A 12,393-nucleotide genomic window follows, 5' to 3' on the forward strand; every position below is an offset into this window, starting at 1 on the left:
CATCGTTTAAAGTGGACTAAATAATTCAAGAGTGCATTCATTATGAAGAGAACACGATTACTTTTAACTATACTTATCCTTAGCCTCTTTGTATCGAAATCCAATGGGCAAGGAAATATCCCTCCTAAAATTGTTTTAATAACGTTGGACGGACTTCGATGGCAAGAATTGTTTACGGGGGCTGATCCGCTTTTGATTACCAATACCGAATATGTTGATGATACCACTGCGCTAAAGGCAAGTTTTTGGAGAACTACACCAACGGAAAGAAGGGAAGCCCTTATGCCATTCCTGTGGCAAGAAGCTGCCAAAATGGGCCAACTTCATGGGCATAGGACTCTTGGCAGTAAAGTTGACCTAACCAATGCCATGTGGTTTTCCTATCCGGGTTATAATGAGATATTGTCAGGGCGGGCAGACGATTCAAGAATTGACAGTAACGATAAAATAGATAACCCCAATACCACAATATTGGAAATTGCCAATTCAGACCCAAGATATAAAGGAAAAGTTGCGGCATTCGGCAGTTGGGACGTATTCCCTTTTATTGTGAATGAAGAACGATCGGGTGTTCCGGTGAATGCAGGTTTTGAAATGGCCAAGGAAAATGACATAACAGAACGGGAAAAGTTTTTAAACCAATTGCAGGTACAGGTTCCAAGTCCATGGGGTACTGTTCGTTTGGATGCGTTCACCCATCACTACGCCCTGGAATATATGAAAAGGAAACACCCTAAATTCATGTACATCGCCTATGGTGAAACCGATGATTTTGCCCATGATGGAAATTATGAAGCCTATTTGAAGTCCGCCAACAACACGGATACTCTTATACAAGAACTTTGGGGATTTATTCAGCAGGATGATTTTTATAAAGACAATACCATTTTTATCGTAACAACCGACCATGGTCGTGGAACCGACCCTTTGGAAACCTGGCAACATCACGGTAGTAAAGTGAAGGGTGCGGGACAAGTTTGGCTTCTAGTCTTTGGTGATGGAATCAAGGCAATTGGTGAGGTTGATGATGATGAACAGTTATACAGCAATCAAATAGCACCAACGATACTAAGACTTCTCGGAGTTAAAATCGATTCGGCAATAATGACAGGGGAGGTAATTGAAGTAATGAAAAATTAACGGACTTACCTTCATGATTTGAACAGGGTAACCGATGAACTTTTGCATCGGCTTTTAGGGCTATTTTCTAGAGAATCAGTCTAGATTCGGTTTTTTACGATAAGCCTTTTTAAGGGCATCCCTTTTCTTTCTTTTCAATCTTTTCTCTATAGATGATCTTGTGGGACGTGATTTTCTGCGTTTCTTTTGAACCTTGAGGGCACCGGATACCAATGCTAAAAACCGTTGTTTCACCAGCTCCTTATTTCTATGTTGGCTTCGAGTGTCATCAGCCTGAAGGATCAAGACACCATCCTTGGTCAACCTATGGGATAGTTTAAGTAAAAGTCGGTCTTTTTCAATCGAAGTAAGTGCGGCAGAATTGGAAACATCAAAAGTCAGTTCAGCCTTGGTGGAAACTTTATTTACATGTTGTCCGCCCGCTCCGCCGCTTCTGACCGCTTTTAGTCTTATCTCCTGAAGAAGCCCTTTTTCATCCATCAGGCAATAGGTTCAAGCGTTGGTTAATGGTTTCTATAGAGATATTCAAAAACACCTTCATATGAGGCTCAAGGGCCGTATGGTGATTGAAATAAATGCTTTGACCTTCATAGATACCCTCGATCATATAGTGCCCGCCTTGATAAAACGATCGCAATACCTCAACTTCCAAGCCCGATTTTTGGGATACTCTGAACTCATGGGCATAAACAATAATCCTGCGTTTTGTATCGGCATAGGTCTTCACGATATTTATGGGAATTTTATTTGCCTCACCAAACAATCCGGCAATATATAGGTCTTTAGGGTGCTCGAATAAATTCTTGGGAGTGTCTTTGGCAATAATTTTTCCATCTTTGAGAACCACCACCGTATCGGCAAAAGGCAGCATATCGTGATGGTCATGGGTCGCTGTAATGACGGTAACCTCTTTCTCCTTTAAATAACCGAATAGATTTCTTCTAAGACTATTCTTTCTAAAATTATCAATATGACTAAAGGGTTCATCAAGCAATAAAACTTGGGGACGTTCTGCCAGTACACGAGCAAGTGCCACTCGTTGTTGCTGGCCACCACTTAAATGTTTGATCTTGACCTTGGCGAAATCGGTTAATTCAATCATTTCCAATAGCTCCTGGGTTCGTTTTTTTAACCGTTCCGGCTCAAAAACCGAAAGAAACTGACTCACATTTTCTTCCACCTTTGTAAATGGCATAAGGTCAAAATCCTGGGAAAGATACTTCATGTAAGGCTCCCCCGGGACCAAATTATAATTCGGACCTAAAATTTGGGTGTCATCCCAATACACGTTACCCTTGTCAACATGTAAGAGGCCATAAATGATCTTTAACAATGTACTCTTACCACATCCGCTTTCACCGATAACGGAAACATGTTCTCCCTTTGGCACTTTAAGATCGATGTCTTCGAGTACCGGGGTTTTATCATAGCTAAAGAAAACATGGTCTACATGCAACATGGGAAACAGTTCTTTGTAAGGATAAAAAAGTCCGTTTCAATTAGAAACGGACTTTACTTTAAAATATTGATGAAAGCTCGCTTTATTCTTTAAATTCTTTTAACACCGATTGATTGGGCAATGTTTCATATCCCATATTGTACAAGGTAAATCCGAAAATATCGGCGTACTGTTCAATGGTCTTGCTCACAGGTGTTCCAGCCCCATGGCCGGCATTGGTCTCTATGCGGATCAGGATCGGGTTTGTACCAGCCTGTTTTTCCTGAAGTTCTGCCGCGAATTTAAAACTATGGGCAGGTACGACGCGATCATCATGATCGCCTGTGGTAATCAAAGTGGCGGGATATTCTGTTCCTTCCCTTACATTGTGAACAGGGGAATAGCCTTTAAGATATTCGAACATTTCCTGACTCTCTTCAGAGGTGCCATAATCATAGGCCCATCCTGCGCCAGAGGTAAAGGTATGGTAACGTAACATATCTAAAACTCCAACAGCGGGTAAGGCCACTTTCATCAAATCAGGGCGCTGGGTCATGGTGGCACCTACCAATAGTCCTCCATTACTCCCCCCGCGAATGGCCAAATAGTCTTTGGAAGTGTACTTGTTTTCAATCAAGTATTCCGCTGCTGCAATAAAATCGTCAAAAACATTCTGTTTTTTGGTCTTTATGCCCGCATCGTGCCATTTTTTGCCATATTCACCTCCACCTCTAAGATTGGGAACGGCATAGATGCCCCCTTGCTCCATCCATATGGCATTTGCTATACTGAAAGAAGGGGTAAGGCTTATATTGAATCCGCCATAGCCATAGAGAATCGTCGGATTTCTCCCGTTCATTTCCAAGCCTTTTTTATGGGTGATGATCATGGGTATTTTTGTACCGTCCTTTGAATTATAAAATATTTGTTGTGATTCATAATCCTCTGGATTAAAATCAATTTCAGGCTTCCAATATTGTTCATATTCACCCGTTTCGACGTTGTATTTATAGGACGAACCAGGAGTGTTGTAATTGGTGAAGGAAAAATAAAACTCCTTATCCTCCTTTTTTCCTCCAAAACCTGAGGCGCTACCAACACCGGGTAATTTCACCTCCCTAACCAATTTGCCATCATAGTCATACTGGAATACCTTTGAAATAGCATCTACCATATATTCGGCAAAGAAGTATCCTCCGCCAGTATTGGGGGAGAGTACGTTTTCTGTTTCCGGGATAAAATCGACCCAGTGTTCCGGGGTGGGGTTAGAGGCATCCACCGTTACGATTTTCTGGTTGGGCGCATCCATATTCGTTACGATATAGAGTTTGGAATCCACATTTTCCATAATGGAACTATCTGTATCCTCATGGTCAAGAATTGTCACTAATTTACTATTTGGATCAGTCAACTCTTTAATATAAAGTTTGTTGCCAGATGTAGAATTGGATGCTGAAATAATTAAATATCTACTATCCTCGGTCACACGCCCAAATACGTACCTATGTTTTTCTTCGGGCGTAGCGCCAAAAACTAGGTCGTCATCTTTTTGGGAAGTTCCTAATTTGTGATAATACACCTTATGTTGGTCTGTTTTAGCGGAAAGTTCGCTGCCTTTTGGTTTATCATAACTTGAATAATAAAATCCTTCATTACCTTTCCAAGAGACCCCGCTGAACTTAATATCGACCAGTGTGTCTTCAACTATTTCCTTTGTTTCCGGATTCATAACGATTGCCTTGCGCCAATCACTGCCGCCTTCTGAGATAAGATATGCGGCCATTGAACCGTCCTTAGTAAAAACAAGTCCCGATAACGAGGTTGTACCATCCTCTGAGAAGGTATTGGGGTCTAGAAACACCTCAGGTTCCGCATCATCCTTTTGGCGATAGATCACGTATTGGTTTTGTAATCCGTCGTTTTTATAAAAATAAGTATAGTCACCCTCTTTGAAAGGGGAACCCAATTTTTCGTAGTCCCATAATTTTTCAAGACGTTTCTTTAAATCTTCACGGAATGGGATTTTTTCCAAATACCCAAACGTGGTTAGGTTCTGTTCTTTGACCCACGCTTCGGTTTCCGTACTGCGGTCATCTTCAAGCCAACGATAGGGGTCTTTTACTTCGGTGCCAAAATATATATCAGCTGAGTCAACTTTTTGGGTTATCGGGTAATTCACGGCAATAGGTTCATTTTTTGTTGAAGAGTCGCAAGCGATAAAGAATATCGCAGCCAAGGGAATTAGTACATTTCTATTCATGTCCGAAGAGTTTTTTCGGCCTCAAAAATAGCATAAAAAAACCTTTGGAACCAATATACGTCCAAAGGTTTTAAGGGATTAAAATTATTTCTGGTGCCCGCCCTATACCAATTTATTCTGAACAAGGTATTCGGCGATTTGAATGGCATTGGTAGCCGCCCCTTTTCTAAGATTATCGGCTACGATCCACATATTCAAAGTGTTTCTTTGGGTCTCGTCCCTTCGTATGCGTCCTACGAAGACCTCATCCTTATCATGCGCATATATGGGCATGGGATAGGTGTTGGTAATAGGGTTGTCCTGTACGGTAACTCCTGGAGTATTATTCAATAATTGGCGTACTTCGTTCAGGTCAAAATCATTGAGGAATTCAACATTCACAGATTCTGAATGGCCACCAGACGTAGGGATACGGACTGCGGTTGCCGTAACGGAAAAGGTATTATCATTGAAGATTTTTTGTGGTTCACGGGCCAACTTCATTTCTTCCTTGGTATACCCATTTTCAAGAAAAGTATCGCAATGGGGTAGTGCGTTTCGACCAATGGGATACGGATAAGCCATCTCGCCCTGCACACCGGCTATCTCATTTTCCAATTGTTTAACCGCTTTTACACCAGTTCCTGAAACGGATTGGTACGTGGAAACCACAACACGTTTCATTTTGTATTTGTCATGCAAAGGCGCTAGGGCCATGACCATTTGTATGGTGGAGCAATTGGGATTGGCAATAATCTTGTCCTCGGCAGTCAGCTCATTGGCATTGATCTCTGGGACAACCAATTTCTTGGTGGGGTCCATACGCCATGCGGAAGAATTGTCCACAACGGTCGTACCAACTTCAGCAAATTTAGGAGCCCATACCAAGGAAGTATCCCCACCAGCCGAAAATATGGCTATATCCGGTTTTGCGGCAACGGCATCGGAAAGACCTATAACGGTATGGTCTTTCCCCTTAAATTTTATTTTTTTGCCTACAGAACGTTCTGATGCAACCAATAATAGTTCCGTAACAGGGAAATTTCGTTCAGCCAAGACTTTTAGCATTACTTCGCCAACCATTCCTGTGGCCCCGACAACTGCAATTTTCATAACTTTATTAATTTAGAGCGCAAATGTAGTTCAAGAGAGGGGATCGGGCAAGACAAATCACATCGAATAATTAAAATATAACATTTTGTTAAATATATAACAATATGTTGTTACGATCTTCATTGAACCCTTATTGCAAACCCACTGGGATAAATATAAAAGAAAAACCGGCTCCTAAATAAAGAGCCGGTTTGATTGGTTTTTGTGTAGCGGTCACCAGAAACTATCCTGGCATGTATTTTATTACTTCTTTCTCAAAAGATCCCGAATCTCGGCCAAAAGATCTTCTTGACTAGGGCCTGCTGGTGCTGCTGGTGCGGGTGGTTTCTTTGTTTTGTTATACGCCTTGACGATGATGAACATCACAAAACCTACGATAATCAAGTTGACAATAGTATTGACCCAAGCTCCCCAACGAATCGCATTTTCAGCAACATAACCTGGTTCACCTGCAACGCCCGACGCTTCGGTAAGTACAACTTTTAGGTTGGCAAAATCCATTCCCCCAGCAAAATGCCCAACAATCGGCATAATGATATCGGCAACGAAACCATTCACAACTAGGCCAACGGCACCGGCCAAGATAACAGCAACTGCGAAATCAATCACATTGCCGGTCATAATAAAATTCTTGAATTCTTTTAACATTTTACGTGTTTTTTATAGTTAATAATTAATGTACCGCAATGTAGTTAAAAAAAGGTTTCCCAACAAAATGTTAAATAGGTTTTAATGACCCTTAAGTTTTCTAGTTACCCGCTGTGAAATGCCGGTAATAAGTTCATAGGAAATGGTGTTGGCAAAAGAAGCAAACTCCTCAGCATTGGGTTTTTCCCCAAAAATGATCACTTCGTCACCTTCCTGACATTCTATACCGGTGACGTCGACCATGATCATATCCATACATACGTTACCGATTATTGGGGCCATTTTTCCATTTACGTTTACCCAGGCTTTGCCATTGCCATATTGCCTGCCGATGCCATCTGCGTGCCCCAATGGTAGGGTAGCTGTAATTCTGTTACGATCCGAAGTGTATGCCCTGTTATAACCTACGCTTTCATGGGGTTCAATTTTATGCATTTGGGAAATAATGGTTTTTAAGGCAACCACAGGTTTTAGTTCAGCATCAAATTCTTTGTCGTTTCCGAAGCCATAGAGACCGATACCACTACGGACCATATCAAACTGTGCCTCGGGAAAATTTAGGATACCTGATGTATTCAACAAATGTCTGAAGGATCGAAAACCTAGTTTTTTATCTACTTGTCCGGCAATTTTCTTGAATGATTTTATCTGTTGCGCTGTAAATTCCTGTTCTTTCATATCTTCCGATGCGGCCAAATGGGAAAAGATCGAAGCTACCTTTAATTCCTTTCTTCCCGTCAAAAGCTCAACGATATAATCGATATCGTTCTCCCAGAAACCCAATCGATTTAGACCCGTATTGAACTTGAGATGAACTGGATATTCTTTTTGGTGGTTTCGTTTTGCAGCTTCCAAAAACTCCCGAAGTACCTTCGGGGAATATAGGCTTGGTTCCAGGCAATTTTCAATTAGCTCATCAAAATTAAGGACTTGGGGATGCAATACCAGAATAGGTTTCTCTATGCCTGCTTTTCGTAATGCAACCCCTTCTTTTACGTAGGCGACGGCAAAATAATCGACCCCTAAACCTTCCAATTTTTTAGCTATTATCACGGCATCAGAACCATAGGCATAGGCCTTGACAACCGCCAAAAACATGGTTTTGGGTTTTAATCGGGAACGTAAGAAATGATAATTATGTTCTAGGGCACCTAAGTCGATTTCAAGTGTGGTTTCAGAGGTTTTAGGCATTGGTATCTTTTTTGGTTTTAGGGATTTCCTCTACATCCACATCAATTTCCTTGACCCTTTCCTTGAGCATTGCCTTGTAATAGGCGGCCCTACTCAAAGGTTCATATTCTTCGGTCTCGCCCAACAAGACCAAATCGTCGTTAAGGGCTTTTCTAAAGCTATAATTCGCTAAATTCCCGGTCCGTGTACATACCGCATGTACTTTGGTCACGTACTCGGCAGTTGCCATTAATGCCGGCATAGGCCCAAAGGGATTTCCCTTAAAATCCATATCCAGACCAGCAACGATTACACGAACCCCTTTATTGGCAAGGTCATTACATACCGTTACGATTTCATCATCAAAAAATTGGGCTTCATCAATGCCTATAACATCGCAAGTGTCTGCCAATATTCGAATATTCGCCGCGGCAGGCACCGGTGTAGAACGTATTTCGTTGGCGTCGTGCGAGACGACCATTTCCTCATGGTATCGCGTATCTACCATAGGTTTGAAAATCTCAACCTTTTGTCTTGCAAATTGGGCGCGTTTCAGCCTACGGATGAGTTCCTCGGTCTTTCCGGAGAACATAGAGCCGCAGATAACCTCTATCCAGCCGAATTGTTCCTTATGATTAACGGTATTTTCGAGAAACATTTTGTAATTTTAAGACGAAAATAAGGTCTTTTTTCGTTCTTAGTTTATAGAAATATAAAGTTATTCAAAAAAGACCCATCTTTTTCCGAAAGAAAAAATAAAGGAAATGAAAAGAAAATTAAAAGAGGAATTGGTAAAGTTGTCGAAGGACATTATCAAGTCCAACGATATGAACGAAATCGGCGAATTGTACGAGACCGCCAAAAATTTATATGAAAAATTGGCCGTATTGAAATTCATCGAGGAAAAGTTATACGATATAGAGGTCGATGTTACAAAGAATGTAATTGCGGCGAGATTCGAGACTATGGCGAATGCCGTCTTAAATGTGGATTCTTCAGTTCCTGAAAGCAATCCCCATGACGAGGATATTATCACCCCTGGAATGCAGACCATTAGGGATATGGTTTCCGAAATGCCGAATACAGCCATCATCGATGAAGTCTTGGCAGAATTTATGGCCAAACCTAACTTAATGAAGAATGACAAGGAGTTATTTAAACCTAAAGGAGGTGATGACACACAAAAAGACACAAAGACGAAATCTTTGAACGATAAATTGGTTGAAAAGGAGCTGAAGATCGATTTGAATAACCGTTTGGCCTTCGTTAAGCATCTTTTCAATGATAATACGGAAGATTATAATCGCGTTATGTCACAATTGAATACAATTGATACAGAGGAACGATCTATAGCGTTTATTGAGAACATGGTTAAACCGGATTACAATAATTGGGAGGGTAAAGAAGAATATGAAGAACGCCTTCTGGGGTTGATTGCCCGAAGGTTTTCTTAAGTTTTTCTATGTAAGAAGTATAATTTGGCCGGAAGTGGTTTACCATCTTCCGGTCTCTTATTTGTAGTGTATGGGTAAATTATATATTGTGCCAACCCCTATTGGTAATCTTGAGGACATTACCTTACGTGCTATTCGCATCTTAAAGGAAGTGGCGCTGATCTTGGCCGAGGACACCCGGACCAGTGGCAAACTTCTCCACCATTTTGAGATCAACACCCCGATGCAAAGCCACCATATGCACAATGAGCATAAAACGGTCGATGGCCTTGTAAAACGGTTACAAAATAGGGTTGAGGACATCGCCTTGATTTCAGATGCAGGTACACCCGCAATCTCTGATCCGGGTTTTTTGCTCACTAGGGCCTGTATTGAAAATGGTATTGAAGTAGAATGTCTTCCTGGGGCAACGGCATTTGTACCTGCTTTGGTAAATAGTGGTTTCCCTAATGACCGATTTGTCTTTGAAGGTTTCCTACCCGTAAAAAAAGGAAGACAGACCCGCTTAAAACTTTTGGCCGAAGAAACACGAACTATGATTTTTTATGAATCCCCCCATAAATTGGTAAAGACCTTAGCCCATTTTTCGGAATTCTTTGGGGAAGATAGGGCGATCTCGGTTTCCAGGGAATTGACCAAGCTCTATGAAGAGACCGTTCGCGGAACCGTCAAACATGTGTTGGAATATTATACCGAGAAACCCCCTAAAGGGGAAATCGTAATTGTGGTCAAAGGAAAAAATTAATTGGGTTTCGTAAAAGGAAATACCTTAATTTGACCTGATGGTAACACCATGGGTCATCGTTTTGTTTACCGTGCTATCGGTTTATTATTTAGACCGTTGGGAAAACAAGCATATAAAATCCCTTTTCGATTGGATTCCGGCCATCTTATTGGCCTATATTATTCCCGCTATTATTTCATTTATCCAGGATGCGGATTATTCCCAAGCCCCTATCCATAATGCAAGCAAAGATTATTTTATTCCCCTGGCCATAATTGCGGTAATGAGCAGTTTGTCTTTGGGACAACTAAAGGCCATAGGGTGGAAACCTATTGTACTATTCATAGCAGGGTCAATGTTCATCGCTATATTTCCCGTACTATTGGGATTGGGATTAATTGAAACGGATTTGGTTTCCAATACATTGATTACCGAGGAATATTGGATGGGAATTCCGCCTATTGTAGGCAGTTGGATCGGGGGCAGTACCAGTCAATTAGTTTTAAAAGAATTGGTGGAATGTCCTGAGAATATCTTTTTGTCTGTTCTGGTGATGGATAATATTTTGGTCAATATTTGGACCATACTCATGTTTCAGTTCATCAAAAAAAGTGGAATGATGAACCTAAAACTCAAGATTACCGATGTGGGTATTCCTGAGGATATTAGGGTTGATAAAGGGAAAGCGATTCCCATATGGGTCAGTGTGTTGATACTACTAGGGATGGTTTTTCTATGTAACTGGACAATTGAGAGTTTCGTGGGAAGAATCGTGGCCCTATCATTTCTAGGTTTGGCCTTGAGCAATCTATTGCCCAAATGGAATTGCCAGTTTGCCCTTAAGGCTGGCGGAATCCTAATAATTCTGGTGATGGCCGTTTTAGGGCTAAAACTTCAATTTGCTACCCTGGGCTTTAACTCCTATTTCCTATGGTTTTTGATTGTATGGTTGGTTGGGCATTTTGTTTTTATGATGCTAATTGCCAAACTTTTGAACATCAATATGGCTTGGGTACCTATTGCAAGTATGGCTAATGTTGGGGGTATTGCCACTGCACCGGCGGTCACCGCTGCCTATAAGAAAAAATGGATGCCCCATGCCATAGTATTGGCTATTCTTAGTATGGCCACAGGCACTTTTTGGGGCATGCTGACCATTTATTTATTGAAAACTTTTTTAATTTAATACTTTGATCCGTCATGTTTCCCTTTCTCCCAACCATGTTTCCCCAAATACTGTTTACCGCTTTCAACAGCCCCATCTTCGATGGTGGTACCCATAGAATCGTTCCAGCGGTTTAAATAGCCAAAAAGGGAAATAACACCCAACATTTCCACAATCTCACCTTCATTCCAGTGATTGTACAGGCGTTCCTTTATTTCCGCATCAACAGCATTCGGCACTTGGGAAGCTGCTAAGGAAAAGTCCAATGCAACACGTTCGGCCTCTGAAAAAGCAGGATGGGTCCGGTACGACCAAATATTATCCAATTGTTCCTTTTCAGCCCCATACCGCTCCGCAGCCCTTATGGCATGGGCCTGACAATATCGGCAACCTGTGGCATTGCTGCTCACCCAGGCGATCAGTCGTTTCAAGGAAGAAGTTACCCTTCCTTCATTGGCCATTACGGCTTTGTTCAAGGTGATGAATGCTTTTGAAATGGCGGGCCTATGTTGCATGGTCAAAACCGAATTGGGACAGAAGCCCAACGTCTCATTAAAGAACTCCGCCAGCTTTTGGGTTTCTAAGTCATGTTGCGGATCAAGGGGTGTTACTAGAGGCATATTTTTGTATTAAAATTGTATTTTTACATTTCACAAGTAACGAAATATTATGGGCACTACAAATCATATTACCACCAAATGGTTGGGCGGAATGGCCTTTGAAAGCAATAATCCCTCAGGGCATGATCTTCGAATCGATGCGGGCCTGGATGACGGAGGTGAAGGCAGTGGATTTCGCCCCAAAGCGCTAATGTTATCGTCCTTGGCAGGATGTTCCGGTTTAGATGTGGCCTCACTCATTAAAAAGATGAAATTGAATGTTGATAGTTTTCAGATCGATACCATAGCCAATCTAACTGACGAACATCCGAAATTTTATGATGCGGTAACCATGGAATTTCATTTTCACGGGAAGGAACTGGATGAAAAGAAGTTACAGCGGGCTGTTGATCTCTCCGTGGAAAAGTATTGTGGGGTTATGGAGATGTTTCGGCAGTTTGCAAAATTGGATATAAAGACTATTTTTCATCATTAAGTATCAAGTTCAAGAACAAGTATCAAGTTCAATTTAAATCTGGAGTGGTTTCAAACAAAAAGTATGACATAGAAAATAGGTTGGTGAACATGGCCACAATTGCAATACTCTTTTTAAAAATTTGCCACAAGATCTAACCGGGCAGTATTATGGCAACCAATTGCTTCGTTCTTGTGGAAGCGCTACCTTAAATTTTGGAGAAGCCTA

Annotated in this window: 13 protein-coding genes; 5 read left to right on the forward strand and 8 right to left on the reverse strand. The window is 41.4% G+C overall.

Translation table 11 applies throughout. The annotated features are described in order from the left end of the window. Positions 1 to 42 precede the first annotated feature (42 nt). Positions 43 to 1,140 (forward strand): sulfatase-like hydrolase/transferase, encoded by a 1,098-nt coding sequence (locus HPE63_RS11350; protein WP_188314397.1) that lies wholly within the window; start codon positions 43 to 45, stop codon positions 1,138 to 1,140. A 75-nt stretch (positions 1,141 to 1,215) separates the two neighbouring features. Here HPE63_RS11350 and arfB read toward each other — a convergent pair whose 3' ends face one another. The 7 genes from arfB to HPE63_RS11385 all read right to left on the reverse strand — a co-directional run bounded on the left by arfB (position 1,216) and on the right by HPE63_RS11385 (position 8,406). After that, positions 1,216 to 1,620, reverse strand: a complete 405-nt coding sequence (gene arfB, locus HPE63_RS11355) for an alternative ribosome rescue aminoacyl-tRNA hydrolase ArfB (protein WP_188314398.1) — start codon at positions 1,618 to 1,620, stop codon at positions 1,216 to 1,218. Next, positions 1,613 to 2,599 carry an ABC transporter ATP-binding protein gene (locus tag HPE63_RS11360; protein WP_188314399.1) on the reverse strand — a complete coding sequence of 329 codons (987 nt, stop codon included), beginning with the start codon at positions 2,597 to 2,599 and terminating at the stop codon, positions 1,613 to 1,615. The genes arfB and HPE63_RS11360 overlap by 8 nt, the downstream gene beginning before the upstream one ends. Positions 2,600 to 2,681: 82 nt before the next feature. Then, positions 2,682 to 4,838, reverse strand: a complete 2,157-nt coding sequence (locus HPE63_RS11365) for a prolyl oligopeptidase family serine peptidase (RefSeq protein WP_188314400.1) — start codon at positions 4,836 to 4,838, stop codon at positions 2,682 to 2,684. A 102-nt stretch (positions 4,839 to 4,940) separates the two neighbouring features. Beyond that, positions 4,941 to 5,930: an aspartate-semialdehyde dehydrogenase gene (locus HPE63_RS11370; protein WP_188314401.1), complete on the reverse strand. Its 990-nt coding sequence runs from the start codon at positions 5,928 to 5,930 to the stop codon at positions 4,941 to 4,943. A 243-nt stretch (positions 5,931 to 6,173) separates the two neighbouring features. Then, complete coding sequence (mscL, locus tag HPE63_RS11375) at positions 6,174 to 6,578, reverse strand: large conductance mechanosensitive channel protein MscL (protein ID WP_188314402.1); 405 nt, start codon at positions 6,576 to 6,578, stop codon at positions 6,174 to 6,176. A gap of 81 nt (positions 6,579 to 6,659) precedes the next feature. Beyond that, positions 6,660 to 7,769, reverse strand: a complete 1,110-nt coding sequence (gene alr / locus HPE63_RS11380) for an alanine racemase (protein WP_188314403.1) — start codon at positions 7,767 to 7,769, stop codon at positions 6,660 to 6,662. Beyond that, positions 7,762 to 8,406 carry a thymidine kinase gene (locus tag HPE63_RS11385; RefSeq protein WP_188314404.1) on the reverse strand — a complete coding sequence of 215 codons (645 nt, stop codon included), beginning with the start codon at positions 8,404 to 8,406 and terminating at the stop codon, positions 7,762 to 7,764. Before HPE63_RS11385 ends, alr begins: the two co-directional genes overlap by 8 nt. Positions 8,407 to 8,512: 106 nt before the next feature. Here HPE63_RS11385 and HPE63_RS11390 point away from each other — a divergent pair, with 106 nt between their 5' ends. From HPE63_RS11390 to HPE63_RS11400, 3 genes are all read left to right on the forward strand, one after another. Next, complete coding sequence (locus HPE63_RS11390; RefSeq protein WP_188314405.1) at positions 8,513 to 9,202, forward strand: hypothetical protein; 690 nt, start codon at positions 8,513 to 8,515, stop codon at positions 9,200 to 9,202. A 70-nt stretch (positions 9,203 to 9,272) separates the two neighbouring features. Further along, entirely contained in the window at positions 9,273 to 9,947 is a 675-nt protein-coding gene (gene rsmI / locus HPE63_RS11395) for a 16S rRNA (cytidine(1402)-2'-O)-methyltransferase (protein WP_188314406.1), read from the forward strand. A gap of 37 nt (positions 9,948 to 9,984) precedes the next feature. Beyond that, entirely contained in the window at positions 9,985 to 11,112 is a 1,128-nt protein-coding gene (locus HPE63_RS11400) for a DUF819 family protein (RefSeq protein ID WP_188314407.1), read from the forward strand. Here the strand turns inward: HPE63_RS11400 and HPE63_RS11405 are convergent. After that, positions 11,109 to 11,711, reverse strand: coding sequence for a carboxymuconolactone decarboxylase family protein (locus HPE63_RS11405; RefSeq protein WP_188314408.1), 603 nt, complete (start codon positions 11,709 to 11,711; stop codon positions 11,109 to 11,111). The two genes, HPE63_RS11400 and HPE63_RS11405, sit on opposite strands and share 4 nt — an antisense overlap. 49 nt (positions 11,712 to 11,760) lie before the next feature. Here HPE63_RS11405 and HPE63_RS11410 point away from each other — a divergent pair, with 49 nt between their 5' ends. Further along, entirely contained in the window at positions 11,761 to 12,186 is a 426-nt protein-coding gene (locus tag HPE63_RS11410; protein ID WP_188314409.1) for an OsmC family protein, read from the forward strand. The last annotated feature ends 207 nt before the right edge of the window (positions 12,187 to 12,393 follow it).

It is taken from the genome of Maribacter arenosus (assembly GCF_014610845.1).
GTDB classification, from domain to species: domain Bacteria; phylum Bacteroidota; class Bacteroidia; order Flavobacteriales; family Flavobacteriaceae; genus Maribacter_A; species Maribacter_A arenosus.

Coding starts and splice junctions, on each gene's coding strand:
- HPE63_RS11350 (WP_188314397.1), top strand. CDS start 43: ATGAAGAGAACACGATTACTTTTAACTATACTTATCCTTAGCCTCTTT.
- arfB (WP_188314398.1), bottom strand. CDS start 1,620: ATGGATGAAAAAGGGCTTCTTCAGGAGATAAGACTAAAAGCGGTCAGA.
- HPE63_RS11360 (WP_188314399.1), bottom strand. CDS start 2,599: ATGTTGCATGTAGACCATGTTTTCTTTAGCTATGATAAAACCCCGGTA.
- HPE63_RS11365 (WP_188314400.1), bottom strand. CDS start 4,838: ATGAATAGAAATGTACTAATTCCCTTGGCTGCGATATTCTTTATCGCT.
- HPE63_RS11370 (WP_188314401.1), bottom strand. CDS start 5,930: ATGAAAATTGCAGTTGTCGGGGCCACAGGAATGGTTGGCGAAGTAATG.
- mscL (WP_188314402.1), bottom strand. CDS start 6,578: ATGTTAAAAGAATTCAAGAATTTTATTATGACCGGCAATGTGATTGAT.
- alr (WP_188314403.1), bottom strand. CDS start 7,769: ATGCCTAAAACCTCTGAAACCACACTTGAAATCGACTTAGGTGCCCTA.
- HPE63_RS11385 (WP_188314404.1), bottom strand. CDS start 8,406: ATGTTTCTCGAAAATACCGTTAATCATAAGGAACAATTCGGCTGGATA.
- HPE63_RS11390 (WP_188314405.1), top strand. CDS start 8,513: ATGAAAAGAAAATTAAAAGAGGAATTGGTAAAGTTGTCGAAGGACATT.
- rsmI (WP_188314406.1), top strand. CDS start 9,273: ATGGGTAAATTATATATTGTGCCAACCCCTATTGGTAATCTTGAGGAC.
- HPE63_RS11400 (WP_188314407.1), top strand. CDS start 9,985: ATGGTAACACCATGGGTCATCGTTTTGTTTACCGTGCTATCGGTTTAT.
- HPE63_RS11405 (WP_188314408.1), bottom strand. CDS start 11,711: ATGCCTCTAGTAACACCCCTTGATCCGCAACATGACTTAGAAACCCAA.
- HPE63_RS11410 (WP_188314409.1), top strand. CDS start 11,761: ATGGGCACTACAAATCATATTACCACCAAATGGTTGGGCGGAATGGCC.